Origin of the sequence: Pseudoalteromonas amylolytica (assembly GCF_001854605.1) — a bacterium.
GTDB classification, from domain to species: domain Bacteria; phylum Pseudomonadota; class Gammaproteobacteria; order Enterobacterales; family Alteromonadaceae; genus Pseudoalteromonas; species Pseudoalteromonas amylolytica.
This window is the reverse complement of sequence record NZ_MKJU01000027.1, coordinates 341,063-363,258: the sequence shown is the minus strand read 5'-3', so window position 1 is coordinate 363,258 and position 22,196 is coordinate 341,063. Positions and strand designations below refer to the sequence as shown.

16 protein-coding genes are annotated in these 22,196 nt (G+C 40.2%); 13 read left to right on the top strand and 3 right to left on the bottom strand.

Going from position 1 to position 22,196, the window contains the following annotated elements; all coding sequences use genetic code 11:
• Position 1: 1 nt before the first annotated feature.
• The 13 genes from BET10_RS13600 to BET10_RS13540 all read left to right on the top strand — a co-directional run bounded on the left by BET10_RS13600 (position 2) and on the right by BET10_RS13540 (position 19,000).
• Positions 2 to 1,975, top strand: a complete 1,974-nt coding sequence (locus BET10_RS13600) for an aconitase family protein (RefSeq protein ID WP_070986121.1) — start codon at positions 2 to 4, stop codon at positions 1,973 to 1,975.
• Entirely contained in the window at positions 1,965 to 3,038 is a 1,074-nt protein-coding gene (locus tag BET10_RS13595) for an isocitrate/isopropylmalate dehydrogenase family protein (protein ID WP_070986120.1), read from the top strand. The genes BET10_RS13600 and BET10_RS13595 overlap by 11 nt, the downstream gene beginning before the upstream one ends.
• A 100-nt stretch (positions 3,039 to 3,138) precedes the next feature.
• A complete protein-coding gene (locus BET10_RS13590) occupies positions 3,139 to 4,419 on the top strand; it encodes an aminotransferase class I/II-fold pyridoxal phosphate-dependent enzyme (RefSeq protein WP_083330553.1) in 1,281 nt (426 codons plus the stop codon).
• A 113-nt stretch (positions 4,420 to 4,532) separates the two neighbouring features.
• On the top strand, positions 4,533 to 5,510 hold the full coding sequence (locus BET10_RS13585) for a TauD/TfdA family dioxygenase (protein WP_083330552.1): 978 nt from the start codon (positions 4,533 to 4,535) through the stop codon (positions 5,508 to 5,510).
• An 81-nt stretch (positions 5,511 to 5,591) separates the two neighbouring features.
• The gene (locus tag BET10_RS13580; protein ID WP_070986118.1) at positions 5,592 to 7,481 is read left to right on the top strand and encodes an HAD-IIIC family phosphatase; all 1,890 of its coding nucleotides are present in this window, start codon (positions 5,592 to 5,594) and stop codon (positions 7,479 to 7,481) included.
• 11 nt (positions 7,482 to 7,492) lie between these two features.
• Positions 7,493 to 9,124, top strand: coding sequence for an MBL fold metallo-hydrolase (locus tag BET10_RS13575; RefSeq protein ID WP_083330551.1), 1,632 nt, complete (start codon positions 7,493 to 7,495; stop codon positions 9,122 to 9,124).
• Entirely contained in the window at positions 9,124 to 10,410 is a 1,287-nt protein-coding gene (locus BET10_RS13570; protein ID WP_070986117.1) for a phenylacetate--CoA ligase family protein, read from the top strand. The genes BET10_RS13575 and BET10_RS13570 overlap by 1 nt, the downstream gene beginning before the upstream one ends.
• Before the next feature lies 1 nt (position 10,411).
• Positions 10,412 to 11,617 (top strand): aminotransferase class V-fold PLP-dependent enzyme, encoded by a 1,206-nt coding sequence (locus BET10_RS13565; RefSeq protein WP_083330550.1) that lies wholly within the window; start codon positions 10,412 to 10,414, stop codon positions 11,615 to 11,617.
• A gap of 269 nt (positions 11,618 to 11,886) precedes the next feature.
• Positions 11,887 to 13,695: a fused MFS/spermidine synthase gene (locus tag BET10_RS13560; RefSeq protein WP_139158575.1), complete on the top strand. Its 1,809-nt coding sequence runs from the start codon at positions 11,887 to 11,889 to the stop codon at positions 13,693 to 13,695.
• On the top strand, positions 13,695 to 14,936 hold the full coding sequence (locus BET10_RS13555) for an efflux RND transporter periplasmic adaptor subunit (RefSeq protein ID WP_070986115.1): 1,242 nt from the start codon (positions 13,695 to 13,697) through the stop codon (positions 14,934 to 14,936). Before BET10_RS13560 ends, BET10_RS13555 begins: the two co-directional genes overlap by 1 nt.
• A 28-nt stretch (positions 14,937 to 14,964) precedes the next feature.
• Complete coding sequence (locus BET10_RS13550; RefSeq protein ID WP_096348953.1) at positions 14,965 to 15,651, top strand: ABC transporter ATP-binding protein; 687 nt, start codon at positions 14,965 to 14,967, stop codon at positions 15,649 to 15,651.
• Between the two features lie 16 nt (positions 15,652 to 15,667).
• Positions 15,668 to 18,064 (top strand): ABC transporter permease, encoded by a 2,397-nt coding sequence (locus BET10_RS13545; RefSeq protein ID WP_070986114.1) that lies wholly within the window; start codon positions 15,668 to 15,670, stop codon positions 18,062 to 18,064.
• A 12-nt stretch (positions 18,065 to 18,076) separates the two neighbouring features.
• Positions 18,077 to 19,000, top strand: coding sequence for a TauD/TfdA family dioxygenase (locus BET10_RS13540; protein WP_070986113.1), 924 nt, complete (start codon positions 18,077 to 18,079; stop codon positions 18,998 to 19,000).
• Positions 19,001 to 19,267: 267 nt separating this feature from the next.
• Here the strand turns inward: BET10_RS13540 and dapE are convergent, their stop codons facing one another.
• From dapE to BET10_RS13525, 3 genes are all read right to left on the bottom strand, one after another.
• A complete protein-coding gene (dapE, locus tag BET10_RS13535) occupies positions 19,268 to 20,503 on the bottom strand; it encodes a succinyl-diaminopimelate desuccinylase (protein ID WP_070986112.1) in 1,236 nt (411 codons plus the stop codon).
• Positions 20,504 to 21,057: 554 nt separating this feature from the next.
• Positions 21,058 to 21,303 carry a hypothetical protein gene (locus BET10_RS13530; RefSeq protein ID WP_070986111.1) on the bottom strand — a complete coding sequence of 82 codons (246 nt, stop codon included), beginning with the start codon at positions 21,301 to 21,303 and terminating at the stop codon, positions 21,058 to 21,060.
• Positions 21,304 to 21,483: 180 nt separating this feature from the next.
• The gene (locus BET10_RS13525) at positions 21,484 to 22,176 is read right to left on the bottom strand and encodes a DUF4386 domain-containing protein (protein WP_070986110.1); all 693 of its coding nucleotides are present in this window, start codon (positions 22,174 to 22,176) and stop codon (positions 21,484 to 21,486) included.
• Between the last annotated feature and the right edge of the window lie 20 nt (positions 22,177 to 22,196).

Sequence of the window (22,196 nt, the reverse complement as noted above, 5' to 3'; positions counted from 1 at the left end):
GGTGTCAAAAAACTATATTGATACGAATGGGAGAGCATTCGTACTCACAAACACCCCCCAGCAAATAGAAGTGCAAATTAATAACCAAGGTGTGAAATCTCTTGATGAATACCTAAAACAAGATATTTGCAACGATTTATTGGATAACATCTCCACAGACGAGATAACTCCCGGTTGGTGCTGCTTTTGGTACGATGAGAAGCTAGCTGACTTTGCCTATCTCGGCTTGAGGCAAGGGGTTGTGCACGAAGGCGATATAAAGCGTATTAACCCGTGTGTGATAGTATCTGGAAATTCAAAGGGCTGTGGCTCTTCAAGAGAACATTCACCTTATGCTGAAAAAGCACTAGGCGCAAAAGTCATCGTCGCCAAATCATTTGAAAAAATCTACTATCAGAACTGTATTAATATTGGGTTGTTTCCTACCACAGATTTTTCAATATTAGAGTATGTGTTTGACAAACAACCGATCCCGCTGGACAAGTTCAGCGAATCTATGTCGCGAATTGATAGAGAAATCATTTACAAAGGGGGGTTGTTTAAATTTAATATTGAACACCATAAAAACAAACAGCCGATTACGGTCTTCGATGAGGCTACCCCCCTAAATTTATTACAAAAAATAGTAAAAAATAGACTCAGTTCAATCTATTCAGATCATCAGTCCAATGAAGTGTCTTTTTGTCATGTTGATCTAAGGTTTTCTCACGAATATGTTTCACCTATGTGCATATCACTGTTTGAAAGCGAATTAGGTCATAACGCGACATTAACGGACCCAACATCTATCGTTTGCTTTCAAGACCATTTAACATTTTTAGAGCAAACGCTACCTGCGCAAAAGCAACACTTGGCCGTCCAAGCCAACAGACTTATTGAGACACAGTTAGAGTTCGTGAAGCTCAATGGCCTAACCTACTACTCAGGACGCTCTGCTAGCGAAAAGTCTGCAATATGCCACAATGCGGTGATGGAAGATCTCGCTCTACCTGGACAGGTAATCATAGGGACTGACAGCCATACTTGCACCGCTGGCGCGTTGGGGTGTTTTGCATTTGGTGTTGGGGCAACGGATATGGCAAATGCATGGTTTACGAAAGATGTAAAATTTACCATGCCAAAGACCGTTGCAATAGAGTTGGTTGGCGAACTCCCCCCATGGTGTACCGCTAAAGATATCGTACTTCAGTTGCTGACATTAGATTTCTTTAAGCATTCAGAAGCACTTGGCTGCGTACTCCTATATAAAGGAGACGGAATCAAACACTTATCAATCGACGAACGCGCGACGATTGCCAATATGGCGGTTGAAATGGGCGCTACCACCGCAATTTTTGAAGTAGATTCTGTGACCCTTGATTACATAGAGAAAATGAGAGATTTACCTGAGCATCAAGTAACTGCTTTGCTTGAATTGGTGAATGATGATGATGCCCAATTTGATCATCAACTTTCATTGGAACTCAGCTCGGTTAGCCCATCAATTGCATTGCCTGGCGATCCTAGAAATGTGCATTCTTTAGAGCATATTCTTGCTCAAAGACTCAACACAATCACAGTTGACAGAGCTTATGCAGGCTCATGCACCGGAGGAAAAAATTCGGATATGGATCTGTATGCGCAAGTGTTACTTCACGCAAAGAAGCTCGGTTTGGAAAAGCCAGACAATATTGACTTTTACATTCAGTTTGGCAGTGACAACGTCAAATCATATTGTGAAGAGAAAAATTATATATCGCTATTTGAAAGCTTTGGAGCCAAGTTAATCGACCCTTCTTGTGGTGCATGTATCAACGCAGGCCCTGGTGTTTCAAAACAATCGAGTGAGGTAACAATTAGCTCTCAAAATAGAAACTTTCCAGGTCGTTCTGGGCCTGGGAGTGTTTACTTAGCTTCTCCAACGGTTGTGGCTATTGCAGCAGTTGCAGGTAAATTAATGACCCCTTCGGAATTTTTTAGTAAAAATGAACACTGAAAGAAAAATCATCATAATACCCGGTGATGGTATAGGCAAAGAAGTGACCAACGAAGCGGTTAAAGTTATTGAGCATATCAATCACTCGAGCTGTGACGTTGTTAATTATGAATATTTCAACCGAGATGCCGACTTTTATCTTGAGCACGGTTACATTCTAAAAGATTCGGATATAAAGAGTCTTACGGATGGTGTAGACGGTATTTTGTTCGGCGCTATCGGTGATCCTCGTATTCCTAATATGGAGCACGGTAGAGAGCTGCTTCTAAAATTAAGACAATCTTTAGACTTATACGTTAATTTTAGGCCTATTAGAGCTGTTAGCAACTGTTACTCCCCCCTTAAGGAAAACCGAGTCGAGGGGGCTGACATGGTTATTTTCAGAGAAAATACCCAAGGGCTCTATACTCAAGTGGGAGGCTCTGTTGCTGGTGTTGATGGCACGCAAGCCGCAATGGATACCGCGTATTATTCAACGCATTCTGTAGACAGAATTATAAGAGAAGCGTTTGAATGGGCAGTGGCAAACGATAGGCGTCGCGTAGACTTAGTCGATAAAGCAAATGCCGTGACGAATATCGGTCAACTATGGCGAACACGCTTTCGCAAAATATCTAAAGAATTTAATCACATTGAAACAGGAGAGCATTACATTGATGCGTACTGCCAACGTATGGTCAGCGACCCTAGATCGATAGATGTTGTCGTTTCCAGTAACCTATTTGGTGATATTCTAGGTGATTTAGGCGCGGGAGTTGTAGGTGGTTTAGGAATTACCCCAAGCGCGAATATCAACCCACAGTCGGGTATCGCTTTGTTTGAACCCGTTCACGGCTCTGCCCCCGATATCGCTGGAAAAGGAATTGCTAATCCAGTGGCGTCACTCTACAGCTTAGCCCTTTTATATGATCATTTGCGATTAGACAAATGGGGAAAACGCATCACTGCAGCTGTTGATGAATATCTGCAAATGGCTAGCTCTCACAAAACGCCCGACTTGGGTGGTGAAGCTGGCACATCCGATGTAACAGAACAAATTATTTCTCTAATAGATGTGTCATGACCAATTATGTATTAATCACCCAGCACGTTAAAAGACGACTGTTAATCTCCAAAAATGAAAATATAGAGGTTTTCATTTTTGATCACATAGAAGCCTTACTATGTCGTTAACCCTTTCAAAGCAGGGGAATTTGATGTGCCAAAATTCTCCCATGATTAAACTAGCAAAAGACATCAATATGTCTCTGTCTAGTGACAGTAAACAGTGGTTAAACTTGGGTGTTGGAAACCCTTTAATAACCAAAGAAGTTGAAGAGTATTGGCTATCAGTTATTAAATCTATATCTGCGGAAAAAGTTGCCCAATCAGTAATGAGCTATGGCAGCACTTCGGGAGACTTACTATTAAGAAAAACATGTTCGGAACTACTTAATAAGCATTATGGCTGGGAAACTACCGCTGAAAACATATTGGTAACAAATGGTAGCCAATCTCTTTTCTTTATGCTTAACAATATATTTTCTGGACAATTTAATAGCGACAGCAAAAAGATATTCATTCCAGCCCTGCCCGAGTATGTGGGTTACAGTGGACAAATATTAAATCAGGACGGTTTTGATGCGAGGCTGCCGACGGTTAAAAATATAGATGATAAAGAGTTTATTTATAAACTGGACATTGAAAATTGTCATGTAAACCGTCGTGAGCATGGAGCTATGATATTATCATTTCCCAGTAATCCAACAGGAAAATGCTTGTCTGAACAAGAATGGCAGTTTTTAGTTAAAGCAGCTGAAAATGAAGGAATACCACTAATTATCGACTGCGCATATGGCAACCCTTTCCCAGGGCTATGCCACCAGCCTATTGATTTTAAAATGCTTCCAAATCTAGTTTATAGTTTTAGTTTTTCAAAAGCCGGCATTCCTGGTAGTAGAATTGGTATTGCCGTTGCCGATTCAGCTCTGGTGGCTAACTTATCGCTCAGTCAATGTAATGCAACTATTCAGCCTAATGCATATGCCCAGCTACTGGCTAATCAAGCTATAAATCATCATGACCTAAGTCGCTTTTGTCACCAAGTGCTAAGACCTATGTATTCCGACATGGCGCTATTTGCCAAAACATTAATGATGGATTTATTTAAAGGCATTAATTGGAAAATGCATCAATATTCCGGAGGAATGTTTCTTTGGATACAGTTTTCAGACTTAAAATGCAACTCACAAGTTATTTATGAAGAAGCCAAAAAGCATAAATTAATCATTGTTCCCGGTGATGTCTTCTTTTTCGGTGTGGACTCATCTTCGATTGGTGGAGAGCAATGCATTAGAATATCATTGGCCGTCAGTGAGAGAACTTTAATAGAAGGACTATCTATATTGAAAAATATAATTCACAAACTACTAGTTAAAAAAGCTAAAGCAGAAGCAACGTTTTAGCCTAAGTTAATATCATGAAAGAAAAAACGAAAGTCACCTAATAAAACACTATGCATGGGATGATAATTCCAATAGCATAATAAAAAAACAAAAATAGATATAAGTAAGCTGTTATGGATGAAACAAACGTGAACTTAATTACCAATCCAGTAGATGTTTCAACATCACATAAAATAGATTGGTTGCCAGTGATTGAGAATAGAGGTTCTAACACAAGCGCAATACAATGGGCTTCAGATAATATAGATACTATTAATAAAAAGATTTTAGAAAGTGGAGCGTTGCTTATAAGAAACTTTGACCTTCAAGATTTGGAAAGTTTCAAAGAAGTGTCAGGCGTGTTTGTTGAAAACTCTACAAACTATGTCGAAGGCGGCACCCCAAGACAAAAGCTAGGGAATAATGTTTACACATCTACTGAATACCCTGAGAAGCTGTCTATTTTCCCTCATAATGAGCTTTCTTATGTGATTAAGGTTCCAGAGAAAATTATCTTTGCTTGCCTACAGGCAGCCATTGTTAAAGGTGCCACACCAATCGCTGATTGCCGAAAAGTGTTAAGTTATATTGATGCTGACATTGTTGAAGAGTTTGAGGCAAGGCAGTGGAAGTTAATTAGAAACTTCGGCACGGGTTTAGGGCCAGATCTCATTCGTGCCTTTGAGACAGAAGACCATCTAGCTATCGAGCAGTATTGCAAACAGATGCAAATGGATTATGAAAAGATTAGCGAGCATCAAGTAAGAACGACTCAAGTTAGACCAGCTGTTCACACCCATCCTATCACTTTAGAAAAAGTCTGGATGAACCATATCGCTTTTTGGCACCCTTCCTCTATGGAACCAAAGATAAAGGATGAGATGCTCGCGGCTTTTGGTCATGAAGGAATGCCGTTCAATGTGTTTTGGGGTGATGGAGAAATTATTTCAGACGATATCATTGACAATATTAGAACCGCCTATAACAAGGCAACGGTGCGCTTTGATTGGAAAAAGGGCGATATTTTGTTCATGGACAATAAGTTAGTTGCCCATGGGCGGGAACCATTTGCAGGACCACGTAAAGTCGTCGTTGCAATGGGACATAGATAGGACCTTTTACGACCTCTTTGGTGTGTATGGCGATCTTAAACACTGGCACTTTAATGTGCTTCTAAATGACATGGACAAAGCATGAAAACAATTACTAATAAGCTTAAGTTGGTTATTTGGGATATGGATGATACTTTCTGGAAAGGCACTATTTCAGAGGGTGATGTAAGCTGCCCACCGGAGCATATTGCACTTCTAAAAGCGCTTGTTGATAATGGTATTGTTAATGCAATTTGCTCAAATAATGACTTTGAAATTGTTAAAGCAAAACTCGTTTCTCTAGGCATCTGGGAATACTTTGTATTTCCTCAAATAAATTGGCAGCCAAAAGGGCCATCTATTCGAAAAATAATTGAAGATGTACAACTGAGACCAGATAACACGCTGTTCGTTGACGATAGAATACTCAACCTTGAAGCTGCAAAGTTCGAATTACCAAACTTAATGGTGTTAGATGCGCAATATATTGAGGTATTGAAGTCTTATATTGAAGACAACCCGAAACCTGACAAACAACATACTAGACTTGCCCACTACAAGCTACTTGAGAGAAAAGCAGAGCAAAGAGCGCAAGTTGAATCCAGCTCAGACTTTCTAAAACAATCTGATATAAAAATTGCGTTTGTCTCAGCTGAGCAACACATCGATAGAATTGCCGAATTAATTGAACGGACAAACCAGCTTAATTTCACCAAAAAGCGCATCGAAAAACCAGCCGTTGAAGCATTGGTGATCGATAAATCAGTAACTTGCAAAGCTGTATGGGTAAAAGATAAATATGGTGATTACGGCATTTGCGGCTTCTATGCACTCAAGCAATTAAGTAATGGCACCTCGCAATTAGAGCACTTTGTGTTTTCATGCCGAATTTTGAATATGGGCATAGAGCAACATATATATTATATGCTGGGATATCCTCAACTTAGCACCAATTCAAAACAGCTCGACTCTCTCATGGGTACTGCACCAGACTGGATAGGCGAGATCACACCTGAGCTGTCGTTTTGGCAACAGAAGCTATTCCAAATTGGCGATAAGTTATGGCATTTCGCTCCTATATTAAGGCCAGCATTAACTGCCATACAAGCACGTTTTTTCGCTCAGCCTACTCAGGTTAACGAGCACAATATTTTGTTCCAAGGTGGATGTACGGTTAATGTATTGAATGCGTACATGGAAAATGTATTACCGGACATACTTACAGATGTTTCTGAATGGCGTGCAAGTGCCTCAATGATGAGGTATCAATTTGGTAAGAGCCATGATAAAGCAGAACTAGAATCCGCATTAGCTTGGACGAGTGATGTTCAACCCACGATTGACTTAAGTGATCAAAGGCAAGTACTTATTTTGGACTTAGCTAAGGATTACCGGACAGCTTATTACCAATACCAAAACACCGACATCTACTTGCCTATCTCACCATTTCATGTCGATTTGACCAAGAAAGAAAACTGGCATGTTGTTAAGGAATGGAAGCAGCACCTCGGTTCAGGTCCTTGGTGGGACAAGATCTACTCGCCATCAGGCCTTAAATGGCTAGCCAATAATTGTACCTATATCGAAAACTCGGAACGACTGGATTTATTTGAACGGTTTTTAACTGAAACGATTCATGCAGTCAAAGCGCGGATGCCAAACACCAAGATTATTTTAATTGACCATAGTGACATAGCACCCAAAGATAATTTTGAAGTCTGGCAAGAGCTATCTCGTGAAATTACAAAATGTAAGCACATTGTCGCAACGACGGCTAAAACATTTAATGTCGCCGTGTTGGACATTGGTGAATTAGTTACATCTGACGGTGATTTCATAGACGGTAACCCATTCCATTTCTCTCGCCAAATTGCGTTTAACGCGTCACATAAACTAATTAAAGAAATTCAACTTGGTCTCTCAAAATCAAAAGACTACGCAACTGAGACACCAACGGAAACAGCAGTAATAGAACCATCGGTTCGTAATTGAAGGAGTATATTGTGAGTAAGCGATTTTATCTTAAAGGAAATATTCAGGCCGAGCCGCTAGTGAATAATTGGTACGCTTGGTCGATGTTAATATCTCCTGCGACTAACGCTATGATAACGACGAAGCAACATCACAGGATCTTAGAATCTTATACAGCAAATCCAGAGATTCACGCGTCTTCGGCACAAAAGAAGTCACTCAAAGGTGGATTATTTGTAGAGAATGCCAATGAGCTTGAACCTGAGTTCATTAAAGACTTTTTAGAGCAAGACAAGCAAAATCGTGCTGAGATTGTCGCCCTAAGTCAAGCAATCGACGACTTACAAAAACTCATCCAAGAAGAAGCTAAAGGCATGTCTTTGGAAAGTTTATATGAACGCATTCCAGAGCCTTTACAAGGTATGGTTGAACTCAATTACGATCTTAATAACTACCCCAGCTTTAGACTGATTGAGCCTTTGTTTTACATGAACCCAAAGTTTTATGATAAAAGCTTACAATCTATAAACCTATGTCATTTAAATTCGGATGACAGACCATTTATTCTCAGCTCGCCTCGATTTGAGGGAGACAATACGGTTAATCTGCAAATTCCTTTTGATTCGCCGTTGTATGAAAAATTATTTGCATCGAAGCAACATGGCTTATCGTTGGAAGAAGTAGAAGAGATCTTGTCACATGCACCAAACAGAGCAACCAAAGCTGAACTGTTCTACTCATTTTTCAGCGAAAAGCCAAGCTACGTGACCACAGAAGCCAATACAATCCAAGATGACACCATCCGCGTGAGATACTTTGGGCATGCGACCATTTTAATAGAGTCACAACACTGCTCAATTTTGAGTGACCCTATCATTAGTTATGATATTACTAATGGACCTGATCGTCTTTCATACAAAGACCTACCTGATGTTATTGATTATGTTGTATTAACTCACAATCATCAAGATCACATCTTGTTTGAAACTATGTTGCAGCTAAGACATAAAGTAAAATATTGGGTTGTTCCACCATCGGCAAGCGGCACCTTACAAGACCCATCCATAAAGTTGATGCTGACACAGTTGGGCTTTAAAAATATCATTGAGCTGTCAGAATTTGAAACCGTCACTATCAATTCTGATTCTCGAATTGTAGGTGTTCCTTTCTTTGGTGAACACGGGGATTTAAATATTCAGAGTAAACTGGCGTACTTCATCGAAGTGCAGGGCCACAAACTCATGTGTACAGCCGATTCACGTAACCTATCACCAAAGCTGTACGAAAACGTGAGAACATACCTAGGCCCAATAGATACTTTGTTTATTGGCATGGAATGCAAAGGTGCTCCCCTATCTTGGGTTTATGGGCCACTTTATAGTGGTTCGCTTCGTCGCAAAATGGATCAAGACCGTAGACTGAATGGATCTGACTGTGACAGTGCGTGGCATATCACACAATGTCTTGAACCATCCGCCATTTACATCTACGCAATGGGGGCTGAACCTTGGTTATCATTTGTTTCTAGCATTGCATATACTACTTCGTCTGAACCGATTATTGAGTCAGATAAATTAATCGCGCGATGTGAAGAAAAGCAGCTAGAAGCGCGAAGATTGTACGGTACGGAAGTGATATCCCTTGGTAATTCTAGGAAGAAATAATGCAATCTATTCAATTGATTATTGCCAATAAAAAAAACGAGCAACACGCTAAACGTGAGATTGAGTACTGTTATGAACATGTCAGAATGTTCAAGTCTCGATTAACGTCGATGGGCCTTACTCCGGATGACTTCCAACGTATTGAAGATCTGTCCAAGTTTCCTATCTTCGAGAAAAAAGAGTTTAGAAAGCATTTTCCTGCAGGAATATTCGCTGGTCGATACAGTTTGGATGATGCGAGGCTTAGCCGCTCACCAAGTTCAGGAACCACTGGCGACAGACTTGTCACCTTTGAGTTTGGCACGCTCTTATTAGAACGTGCAATAAACTGTAGTGAAACACTGCCAAAAATCGCTACTGCATTCTCAGCTACGCCTCGCAAACACGTTCGCTATGCTGCCCCAAACTGTTCTGATGTTGAATGTGCCAACCCAAATAGCACAATGGAAGACAGATTAATGAAGGATGGAACTTTAATTCTGCCTGTGTATCACGATCTTCTGACAACACCTGAGCATATGCTAGATAGAGCGATTGAAGAAATCGAGTCTTATCAACCTAACCTTTATTATATAGATGCTACACATTTTGCATTTCTCGTGAGACACGCGAAAAAAAGGAATAAAGTGCTGCCCGAAGCGCCCATCGTGGCAACATTTAGCAATGTAACCAAAATTGCAAAAGCACAAATTAACGAAATGTTTAGTGAAAACGCAGTCAAACAACTCGTTTCTATGTCGGAGTTTGGCTGGGTTGCTATGGAGTGTGAGCATGGACATTTACACCTCAACAGTAAGAGTTTCATATTTGAATTTATTAATGAGGCTGGAGAACCAGCTTCAGTCAATGAATTGGCTGAAGTGATCATCACCAGTTTAGACCAAGGTGCCCTTCCTCATGTTCGGTATCGAACTGGTGACATGTACAGATTGCAAAAAGGCAACTGTAGCTGCGGCTCTAGCTCACCGGTAGTGACATTTGAAGGCAGAAAGTCAGACTTTATTTACCTGCAAGACACCTTTGTTACGCCAAACGATGTGGATGAAGCCATTGGTGTACCAAGTGGGTTGGCGCTATATCAACTAGTGCAAAAAGAGCAAACGGTCTTCGAGTTAAGGGTGATAGTGAACGAGCATTGGCTACAAAGTTCAGAACAACAACTAAATCAACGATTATCAACACTGCTGGGCTCAAACACAGAACTCAACATAGTCAAGGTACCCTATATAGAAACCGGACGTTCCGGTAAATTCAGAACGTGTATGCCATGCGAGCAAGGAGAATAAAATGAATAATGCTATGCAGAGCTTTGATTTACGGGATGACTTTCCTTTTCTCAGTCGACAAATAGATGGTGTGGATGTCGTATATTTGGATAGTGCTGCAACGTCGCTGAAACCAAACTGTGTTATAGAAGCGATTACTCATTTCTATCAAAATGTTGCGACAAATGTACACCGAGGGAAAAGTTACGTTACTGAAGAGGCGTCCAATATCTACGAACAAACTCGCTATAAAGTCGCGAATTTCATTCGTTGTAGTGGTAACGAAGTGGTATTTTGCAAAAACACAACGGAAGCTATCAATATGGTGGCACTTGGGCTAGAACTCGACAGCGATGACTGGATTTTAGTTTGCTCAGATGCACACCATTCAAATTTTCTTCCATGGCAACAGAACGCCAAAACGCGCTACGTTGGACTACTTGATGATGGCTCTCTCGATTTAGAGACTTACTATAAATTACTGGAAGAAAAACCTAAGTTGGCAGCAATCACGCACTGTTCTAACGCCACTGGCTTGTATCTGCCGGTGAAAGAAATGATTGAAGCGGCACATAAGCATGGAGTTCTCACATTAATGGATGCGGCTCAGTCAATTCCTCATAAAGCAATTGACGTACAATCTCTAGATGTAGACTTTATGGCGTTCTCTGCCCATAAAGTCCTCGGCCCTACTGGCTTAGGCATTTTATATGGCAAAAAAGCCCTATTGGAAGAACTAAAGCCTATGCAATGGGGGGGCGGTATGGTTGACTGGGTTGCGTTAGATAACACCCAGACAAGAAAGCTCCCACACCGTTTAGAAGCTGGTACGCCCAATATTTCTGCCGTATTTGGATTTAACGCTGCGCTGGATTATATCGACAAGTTAGGAATGGAAAATATTGAAAAATATGATAACTTCCTTTCTGATTATATTGTAAGTAAGATATTGGAAAATAAACGACTTACAATCATCGGTGGTGTCGGACATGCTCGAAGCTCTACAACCAGCTTTTCTATTCAGGGCGTTAGTAATCTAGACGACCTTTCAAGGATTTTAAGTGATTCCTATGGGATAATTTGTCGAACGGGTCACTTATGTGCTCAACCATTAGTCAGTGCAGTTGCTGGCGAACAAGTAATGCGGATCTCAGCATATGTCTACACGACAACAGAAGATATCGATTTCTTTTTCAATAGTCTAAGTGAAATATTGGATTTCATGTAACAAACCTATAACTGTTAAATAGAAAAATGAAAAAAATAAACCTACTAACAATCTTTATCTCGTCGTTCCTTCTTTTCCAAATACAGCCGTTACTTGGGAAAATAATGACGCCTTACTTTGGTGGGTCTGCCGCAACGTGGACCAGCTGTATGTTTTTTTTCCAAACATTTTTGTTAGTTGGTTATTTATATTCACATAGCCTTTCCAAGCTAACTGTACTAAATCAAATAAAGGTCCATTCGGCATTGATAATTATTTGCTTTTTATTCATGCCATTATCCGTTGAGTTGTATCAGCTGAACTTAAGTGAAGAACTGCCCATTTTGGATGTACTTACCACCTTGTTCTTCGCGGTGGGTTTACCATATACACTGCTCTCAACAACAGTGCCTATGCTACATAAATGGTATTCACTGAATCAAAGTGATGCTGAATCTAAAAGCTATTACTTCTACGCTTTGTCTAATGTTGGTGCCGTATTAGGGCTTATTTCTTATCCGTTTTTAATAGAACCCCAACTTACAATTGGTCTACAACAAACTATTTGGAGTGTGTTTTACTGTGTCTACTCTTTCTTTTTGTTATTCATTATTTTCAAAATATTTAGTGATAAAAAGCTCACCAGTAAAACTGTCAAGGTTGGCGAACTAGTTACTAAATTACCTCTAAGGTTGCAAGCATATTGGACTCTGCTTGCATTGACCGGCGTTGTATTATTGCTTTCGATTACTAATGCAATGACCCAGAACATTCCGCCAGTGCCATTTTTATGGATTCTCCCCTTGGTCATCTACCTGACGACTTACATTATTAGCTTCAGTAACGTTAATGCATATCGACGTTGGTTGACCGGCGGCGTATTTTTGCTAAGTGCGCTATGTATTGTATTTTTATACCACACAAGCACCATGTTCGACCTGTACAGCCAGATAATAATCTACTGCATTGCACTTGGCTCGGGTTGTATGATTTGTCACGGCGAGCTGGCCAAATCAGCCCCTAAAGAAGAATATTTAACAAATTTTTATTTGACCATGTCTGTTGGTGGTTTCTTTGGTGGATTGCTTGTCTCCGTAGTTTCTCCGCTTATATTCGATGAGTTTTTAGAGCTGCCAATCAGTATCTTCCTTACTATGGTGTTATTGCTGTTAAATGTGAAAGAAGAAAAGTCAGCGCGTCATTTGAAGCTTCAACAAATTGGAGGGGGCACAGCCGTAGCCTTATTCTTGTTGCTGTTTTTCATGGTAAACAGCGCTTATAAGAAGTTTGATGTTTATTCGACGCGTAATTTCTATGGCACATTAACGGTGAAAGACATCAACATTGGTGATATATCAGAAAGAAGATTGGTTGATGGAATCACTTCTCATGGCGCACAAAGCTTAAATGAAGATGAAAAGCACTTGCCTTTAGCCTATTTCAGTCACCAAAGTGGTATTGGTTTGCTACTAAATTCAGTGAAGAAAGCGAATGACCTTAATATGGGTATTATAGGGCTAGGTACGGGCACACTTGCAGCTTATGGCGATGCACAAGACTCCATTACCTTCTACGAATTAAACCCTGATGTTATCCGCGTTGCTGGCAGCCACTTTAGCTACTTGTCTGATACCAAAGCACAAGTATCAACTATTTTAGGTGACGGAAGGTTATCTTTGTCAAAACGCGATCCTGAACAAGCCCCATTTAATGTATTTGTCGTTGATGCTTTTTCTAGTGACTCAATTCCAAAACACTTACTGACTATCGAAGCGTTTGAACTGTATTGGCAGAACTTGGATAAAGACGGCGTTTTAGCACTACATATTTCAAACAACTATATCGATCTACTACCAGTTATAAAGGCCGCAGCGATTGAACTTGAAACTGAATTAATCTATTTCAGCCAAGGAACAAACGCTGAGGAAGGTAGCAGCGCTGACTGGGTATTAATGACAAAGAATCGCGATCTTTTGTATGACAAAGCGTTACTAAACGCCTCGACAAGAGGCGTCATCGAAAATACCAATGAATTACTTTGGACCGATAACTTTAGCTCTATTGCACCTTTACTCAAAACAAAGTGGGAACTATTTTAATGGATATAAAAAAATCACCTAAACAAAGGAATAACCCGATAATAATAGTTGCTGTGACCGCTTTAGTGCTTGTACTTGCAATCTACTTATACAATGACGAAGGTCACGATGTTTCACTCTCAAGCGTCGAAATAGCAGACGTCCAAAAAGGTAATTTTGACGTCTCTATTAATGCGTTTGGTCAACTTGAATCAAAGTATAAGCAACTGCTAACAGCTCAAAGCGCAGCAACTGTTCAAGAACTGCTTGTAAAACCTGGTGGAATCGTCGAAAAAGGCACTCCCATCGTTGTACTCAGTAACCCAGAATTGATGCAAGAACTAGAGCAAGCTCAACTCCAATTGTTGCAACAAGAAGCTGTGTTGCAACAAACCAAGATCAATCAAAAGATACAAAGACTCGATCAAAGGTCACGACTTGCAGAGCTTGAATCGCAATTTGTTGTTGCCAAAATGCGATTAGAGTCTGAGTCATCGTTATCAGACGTGGGGATTATTTCACGAATTGACTTTCAGGCGAGCAAAGTCAATATCGAACAGTTAAAACTAATGATTGATGTTCAAAAAGAACGCATATCACAAGTCGCTGATTTACAAAAAGAAGAAGTCAAGATTGCAGAGAAGCTCATTGAGCAACAAAAGTCGGTAGTTCGCAGCATAGAAAAACGGGTCGACTCTTTAAGTGTAAAAGCTAACTTCAATGGCGTCGTACAAAGAGTATTTGTTGAAGTTGGGCAAAGCGTTGCTACAGGCACACAAATAGCAGAAGTTGGCAGTTCAAATGAACTCGTTGCACACCTGCGCGTGCCACAAAGCCAGGCTCCTATGCTGCAGACAGGTCAAAAAGCAAGCATTTTTCTTAATGGGAAAAAAGCGCTTGGTAGTATCGTTAGAATCGAACCTGTGGTTGTGAATAACAACATTACTGTTGAAGTTGAATTCGAAGATGAAAGCATTGAAGGTGCAAGAGCTCAGCAAAATGTTCAAAGCCATATCAATATCGCTTCTATCAAGGATGCGCTTTACATTGAAACACCTACCAACGCGCAACCAAATAGCTCAGTAACCTTATACAAAATGTCGCAAGACAACAGAAAAGGAGAAGCGAAAACGCTTCAATTAGGTGCCCAATCAGGCAAATATACTCAGGTTTTAGCTGGGGCGAAATTAGGTGAAAAGTACATTATCAACAACCTAAAAACGCTCTCAGAACAAAAACAAGAGATCAATCTGGCGGATTAACATGGAACACAATAACGATAATATTACTATGAACAAAGCCCCAATAATTCAACTTAAAAATATCAGTAAAGTTTTCGACTCTGAAGAAGTAGAAAGTCACGTATTGACCGGTCTAGACTTGTCGATACATCAGGGTGAATACATTTCAATATCGGGACCTTCTGGTAGTGGAAAGTCTACGCTTTTATCAATTTTAGGCCTGCTAGACACTCCAACTAGTGGCGACTATTACATTGATGGCGTTAAAGTTGACTCTCTGAGCATGCACGATAGTGCAAAAGTGAGAAACGAAAAGATTGGTTTCATATTTCAATCTTTCAATTTGATCGATGAATTAAGTGTCCTTGAAAATGTCATGCTCCCACTTAAGTACAACGCGAATTGGAAAGACAAAAATGCCATTCGTACACAAGCCGAAGAATGTCTTAAAAAAGTTGGCTTGGAACATAGAATGAACCATAAGCCTAACCAACTCTCAGGTGGACAACAACAACGTGTTGGTATTGCAAGAGCATTAGTTGGGTCACCTTCCGTACTGCTTGTTGACGAACCAACAGGTAACTTAGACTCTAAAAGTGGGGATTTAGTATTAGATGTTCTAAATCAGTTACATGCAGAGGGCGCCACCATCTGTTTGGTAACACACGACCCAAGATATGCTGATCTTGCACATATAAAATACAAGCTTTCAGACGGAATACTAGAAACGGCTTAATGTAAGGAATATTAAAATGTTTGGATCCCTATTACAGTTGGCGAAAAGGCTGCTGGTGAAGAAGTATTTTTCTTTTACAGTGATAGTCACTATGTCGCTTGCCATTTCAGCATTTTTAACAGCTACCACACTGGCAAATCTATTACTTTTAGATCCCCTACCTTACCCAGACAGTGAGCGCATCGTAAAGGTTGAACATATATTCGATAGCCCTACAGGTGAAACTAACGCTTATACCTATCCAGGTTTAGTTGACCTTTACAATAACAAACAATTTTTTGAACAGGCTTCAATGGCGCTGTTTACCAGAGATGTCGTTACATCACTCGTGAACAAACCTACAATAGAAACTGCTTATATCACACCTGAGTTCTTCTCTATGATAGCCGCTCAGACCAAACTAGGTAGAACTTTCAGTGACAATGAGGGCTTTCAGAAGAATGTTCCGGCTGCTGTTATTAGCTATGATTTATGGCAAACATACTATGGTCAAAATCCCGATATTATTAATAAAACAATAACGATATCGAACAGGCAGTTTCAAATCGTTGGGGTATTGGACCGCTCATTTGTCGAGCCTGAAATAAATCAAAGAGGTCAAGATACCAAAATTTGGCTAACTTGGGACTTTAACCCGAGCGTACACTTAGCTGAAACTTGGTACAACATTGATGAAAAGCTCATTTTATTAGGAAAAGTGCACAAAGGCATCAAGCCGGATTCACTCAACGAGTCGATTTCTCAACACCTTTATAGAACTTGGAAAAGCCAAGTCGAAGGCATTGCATTCTTTAATAACTGGAGTATCAATGCAAAAACATCGAAAATAAAAGACGTGATTTTAGGCAGCAATATTCACTTGGTTTACTTGTTTATTGTTGGCACATATGGATTAATTTTTATTGCGTGTGTGAACATTTCTAACTTATTTTTAATGCGTACAGTTGAGATGTATAAGCCACTGGCTATTAGAGCCGCATTAGGCGCTTCCAAAACGGACTTATTTAAAGAAATATTTAACGAATCCGCGGTGTTAATAACCCTTTCAACCGTGCTTGGCTTTGTCCTTAGCTATTTTACTTTTGGTTTATTACAACAACACCTAACGGATGTCTTGCCTCGTCTAAAAGAGCTATCTGTAAACGGCTTAACTATCGGCTTAGCGATAGTAAGCGTATTTGCCTTCACTCTTCTCTTTTCTAAGTTGAGTATATCAATAGTGAATTATAAGAGCCTGATCTCAGCGATGCAGACAAGCGGTAAAGGTGCTGGCATTAAAGTGTCGAGTACCGCTCAAAAGGGCTTAATGTCTGTTCAGGTATTTTGCGCAATTATGCTGATCGTGTTTTGTACGTCTGTTCTGCAAAAGCTATACGAAATATCGAAGCAAGACCTTGGCTTTAATAGTAAAAATATATACAGCATTGAATTAAGCCACAGCGAGGGAGAATGGCCAGAGGAAGCCACCTTTTCTATTGTGAACCAGCTTGAACAAGCACTAAACAACTTACCTAGCACCGAATATGTACAGCAAAGTGCTTCTCCATTAGACCCGAGAGACATTTTTGTAATTAAAGACGCACACACAGAGTCGCAGTATGCACCAGAGTTTAGTACCGTCAGCTCTGAATATTTCAATATCATTGCACAGCAGTTTATCGCAGGAAAAGCATTCAGTTATGAAGATGTATTTAATCGTAACCCGCTGGTGATCATTAATGAAACATTTGCAAAAGAGCTTTCTAGCGATGGTAATGCGATAGGCAAGCAACTGACTCCAGATGGCGAACGAATGTTTACTATCTCAGGTATCGTTGCTGATATGAAGTTTCCTGGTCAAGTCGATGATATAAGCCGGATGTATCGACCTGCGCCTCAATCTAAAACACAGCTGCTCGTTAAGTTCAAGCCAGACCAAGCACTATCAAAGTCTGACTTAGTCTCGATCACCAATAGCGTATCACCTGAGGTCAATATATTTACCTACGACTCTATTGAAGCGAAACTGAATGAGATGAAAGCGCCCTTTAATATAATTGAGTTATCAACAATATTTTTAATGTTGCTATGTACTTTCCTTGCTGTTATTGGCTTGTATGGCCTGCAAGATTATAGCAGCCGCTTAAGTAGTTCGAAAATAGCGACCAAAATGGCAATAGGTGCATCTCCAACTCATATTATCACTGAGCTTCTTACATACAACTTAAAGGCGCTCATCGTCACAATCATAGTTGCCTTAGTGTCTTCTATTATGGCTACACGATTTATAATGCCAGATACATCAATGTCACTATTCCTATTGAGCTTTATCACATCGAGCATCGCTGTGCTTCTTATTTACGTCCTTGTGGTGATAATCACCTCTAGACGATTTGTCAACAGACCGATTGCCGACAGCTTCAACCATGTATAAAGGAGGAACGAAATGAACAGCAGTTTAAAAATACAGGACGATCTCCTCTATACCATTACGACTGAAGATAATGCTGACTTAGAGGGTTGGATAAAAGCACAATGGTCTGAGCTGGAAACAAAGTTGCACTCACATGGTGCAATTTTGTTGCGCGGGTTTGATGTAGCAAACACGGAGCTGGATAGTATTCTAAACTGGTGTGGCGAAACCCCTTTAGAATATAAGTTTCGTTCAACACCGAGGACCAACTTGTCGGGCAAAACTTATACGACAACCGAATATCCTCAGGATAGAGCTATATTGCAACATAATGAGAATGCTTATAGCAATCACTGGCCGAAACGCCTTTGGTTCAAGTGTGTCATTGACGAATTTAGTCAAGGTCAAACACCTTTGACATGTAGCCGTAAAGTACTTGCTAAGATTCCAGCTGAAATACAGCAAGAATTTGTGAAAAGGAAATTAAGATTTGAACGAAACTTCAATGCGTTCATAGACCTTAGCTGGCAAGATGCATTTTGTACATCCGATAAAGCGGCCGTTGAGCAGTATTGTAACAAAAATAATATCGAGCTCATTTGGACAGACGAAGGCCTTACTACTTTACAAACTTGTGAGCCAATCCAGACCCATCCAGTAACTGGCGAACAAGTTTGGTTTAATCAAGCGCATGTATTTCACCCTTATGCTCAAGGGGAATCATACCGAGTATTGCTTGATAGCTGTGGGGTGTTACCACCTAGAAATGTGGTGTTTGCAGATGATGGTAGTGCTATACCCGATGAGATGATTAAAATCATCAATGATGTCTATCAGGATCTGAGCCTTACTTTCGATTGGCGGAAAAATGATATTCTTATTATCGATAACTTGCTTGTAGCACACGGTAGAGCCCCCTATGAAGGCAATCGTAAAATCGTATTGGCCATGACCTAGTGAAGCTGATTCAAAAATGGTCGGCGAGTGTATCACTCACTTCGGCTAAAAGTAGCTGTTCGAGTTGTTGGTAAGGCAGTGCTGTTTTAATTGAGAACATGCTATGCAGACAGCCATTCAAATTTGAATGGCTGCCCAGCTATAAAGTGCCTGAAGGAAATTTTAGTGAGCTCTATTCGTGTCCCATTTTGTAAGGATTTAATAAGTATGAAAAATGGGGGGAACGCTAATGTTTAACCCATCGACAAGATAAACACGTTAGAGGCTTTAGTCGGTGACTAGATAAGGCTTGTCGGCTTTGTTTTCGAGTTCAGCCTGTGAAAAAAGCTTGCTAAATACTGAAAAATAAAGATGGCTCAACTTATCAATTTGCGTAACTTCGACCCGCTCATTGATTTGATGAATTGTTTTGTTTGATAGTCCAATTTCAATCACCTGCGAACACACTTCTTTAAAAAAACGCCCATCAGACGTGCCACCAGATGTTGAGAAAATACAGTCAATAGAAAACATTTCCCGAATGGCTTCCCGAACATGATGAGTCAACGATATTTTAGCGCCATCTTCACAAAAGTAAGGGACACAGCTTCGATAAGATTTAATATTATACTCAGATGTTACTGCACTCACCAATCGTTCTATCGTATTTTTCACTTCCGTTTCAGTATGCTGATGTGAATAGCGAACATTTAAACTGATTACCACTTTCGATGGGATCACATTATCAGTCCAATCTCCAGAGTTGATATAAGTCACCTCTAGGTTAGTCCCAGGTTGATTTTCACACCCTTCGTCCCATTGATGTTTTTTAAGATTTTCAATCACCTGACTCATCAGATGAACGGCGTTAATCCCATATTGTGGGTAAGCTGCGTGGGCCGCTTTACCTTGCACTTCAACATCAAAACTAATTGAACCTCGTCGACCAATTTTGACTACATCACCGACTTCCTGATTTGCTGTCGGCTCACCGATAATACAACAATCTAAATACACACCCTGCTCTTTTAGACGATCAACAATAGCTCGAGAACCATGTTCCGCTTCTCCCTCCTCATCACTCGTTATGAAAAGCCATAATTTTCCAGTAAACGTTTGTTCCTTAACCAGCCTTTCTGCAGCACCAATAAATGCAGCTATACCACCTTTCATATCCGCAATCCCTCTGCCATAGAGTACGCCTTGCTCTATATGGCCTGAAAACGGTGGAAAGTCCCATTTATTCGAGTCCCCCGCTGGTACTACATCAGTATGCCCACAAAAAGCGATATTAGGCCCATCGCCTTTATCAATCACAGCAATTAGGTTACTGACATTACCCACCTTGAATCGGGTGATATCCGCGCCTAATGCGTTCATTTTTTGCTCTAACCAGTCCTGACAGCCTGCGTCATAAGGTGTTACGGACTCCAGCCTAACTAACGTTTGTGCATACTCTATAGGTGATTTGCACATCGTGTTTGTAACCACTAAGGGAAAAATATCTAAAATATGACTACTCATTAACTCCTCCTGAGTTCAAATAATAAGTGCACCGCTCTATGTTCTTCTTAGTCGATTTTGAAAACCTCAGTCTTTCACGTCATCAAAACTTTCATCATCAACCTTTCTAGCCAAGACACTCTATTTGCGTTCGATTTCCCTCAACCCAATTCATATCGAAACAACATAAAATCCTCTGCTAATTAAGGACTTTTTAATGTTCTATCAACGAGCCTATAGAGTAAATCGTTTTAAAATTTATTATTATTCATTAACAAACGATATCTCAGTTCCTATTTTGGTTCAATCATTTAATCAACTATACGTGGAAACTCAAATTAGAAATCCGATGACGCTTTTTTAGCAGGCTATGAGCGCTTTTAAAAGGTTAAAAACCCTATTCTCTTGATCACACATGCTCATCAAAAGACAGTCGAATTTGTAGCCCCTAGGATGGCTTGCACCCTGAACCATTTTTCCATATTTTTCGACCTACTACCCTATATCACTCTGCACTTCTGAAACATATGCTGGACTTTCCTCTGGCAGATAGATCAAACTTAGCTTCTACGCACTTACCCCTTAGCAAAGCTTTCTGAGTCTTGACATTGAGAGAACTTACCCGCATCAAACTCACTTTGTAACTGTGCTGAAACCTTTTTAGCTACATCTTCAAAGACGTATTCTTCGACTGAAAAAGCAGAAAGTTTGCTGATGGTTTGTTGTTTGGCTTGCTGTGAAAGGTCACTAGTAAATGACACGCTACTTAGTAAGCCACTGAGCACTGGGCCACCAAAAATATGAGTTAAGCCTCGTTTCATGTTCACTTATCCTGAAGTTACAATCAACGCTTAACGTATCGAAAAAAATTGCTTGGAAATTGTATCAAAATAAAGGCGTACAGGTTTATTGTTCGTGTGCTACTTTCGGCGTCTATCTAATGTTATAGCTTAGCCAGCCAAGTAAAGCGCACACGGACAGAATCAACATCAAAAACCAACCTAACTCTTTGTTTTTATTCCTTTGAATAATAACCAAAGACCAAATAGCAACTCAAACAATGCGCCAGGATACATCGCATATTGCAACTCTTTAGGTGCATCGACCATCGCCACATTAACCACACCGTAAACAATCATGGTGATGTAGGTAACCATACCCCAAATGGCTAACGCTTTTGGCACATAATTAGACTTGTAAAATAAGTAGCAGTAGATGACAGCGCCCACCCCCATCACTGGAAGAAGTATGTAATAAGCAACACCGCTGGATTTAATAAACAAAATGGCGAGAGCTCGTAATTGCTCGATATTAAAAGCACCTAAGTAATCAGCATTGCTCAGAATGACCAAAGGCATAATATAAAAAATCAGGGTAACAAAGCCTAGAATGGCTTCAGCGGATCTAAAGGCGAATCCCATTAATGCCATACCTTTATTGACCGGCTTGAGAACTTTATAAAGCCCCCAAGACAACATCAGCACCAATGTATACATTATAAAGTCAGCAGCAATAGCAAATCTAAAAGCTTGCTCGAACTGGCTCATTGCTTGTATTGGATCCTCAGCACGAAAAATTACACGTTTATCAAACATGACTCTTGGTAAAAAGCCGAATAAAATAACCAGCGAGTAAAAAATCCCCGTTATTTTTACATAGTTTAGGTTACTACCCTGTGCATTCTGCGCGTTCATATTATACCTCTTGAATTTCA

Excerpts from the sequence above, each read along its gene's own strand:
- BET10_RS13595 (WP_070986120.1), top strand. The coding sequence starts at position 1,965 with ATGAACACTGAAAGAAAAATCATCATAATACCCGGTGATGGTATAGGC.
- BET10_RS13590 (WP_083330553.1), top strand. The coding sequence starts at position 3,139 with ATGTCGTTAACCCTTTCAAAGCAGGGGAATTTGATGTGCCAAAATTCT.
- BET10_RS13585 (WP_083330552.1), top strand. The coding sequence starts at position 4,533 with ATGGATGAAACAAACGTGAACTTAATTACCAATCCAGTAGATGTTTCA.
- BET10_RS13580 (WP_070986118.1), top strand. The coding sequence starts at position 5,592 with ATGAAAACAATTACTAATAAGCTTAAGTTGGTTATTTGGGATATGGAT.
- BET10_RS13570 (WP_070986117.1), top strand. The coding sequence starts at position 9,124 with ATGCAATCTATTCAATTGATTATTGCCAATAAAAAAAACGAGCAACAC.
- BET10_RS13565 (WP_083330550.1), top strand. The coding sequence starts at position 10,412 with ATGAATAATGCTATGCAGAGCTTTGATTTACGGGATGACTTTCCTTTT.
- BET10_RS13560 (WP_139158575.1), top strand. The coding sequence starts at position 11,887 with ATGCCATTATCCGTTGAGTTGTATCAGCTGAACTTAAGTGAAGAACTG.
- BET10_RS13555 (WP_070986115.1), top strand. The coding sequence starts at position 13,695 with ATGGATATAAAAAAATCACCTAAACAAAGGAATAACCCGATAATAATA.
- BET10_RS13550 (WP_096348953.1), top strand. The coding sequence starts at position 14,965 with ATGAACAAAGCCCCAATAATTCAACTTAAAAATATCAGTAAAGTTTTC.
- BET10_RS13545 (WP_070986114.1), top strand. The coding sequence starts at position 15,668 with ATGTTTGGATCCCTATTACAGTTGGCGAAAAGGCTGCTGGTGAAGAAG.
- BET10_RS13540 (WP_070986113.1), top strand. The coding sequence starts at position 18,077 with ATGAACAGCAGTTTAAAAATACAGGACGATCTCCTCTATACCATTACG.
- dapE (WP_070986112.1), bottom strand. The coding sequence starts at position 20,503 with ATGAGTAGTCATATTTTAGATATTTTTCCCTTAGTGGTTACAAACACG.
- BET10_RS13530 (WP_070986111.1), bottom strand. The coding sequence starts at position 21,303 with ATGAAACGAGGCTTAACTCATATTTTTGGTGGCCCAGTGCTCAGTGGC.
- BET10_RS13525 (WP_070986110.1), bottom strand. The coding sequence starts at position 22,176 with ATGAACGCGCAGAATGCACAGGGTAGTAACCTAAACTATGTAAAAATA.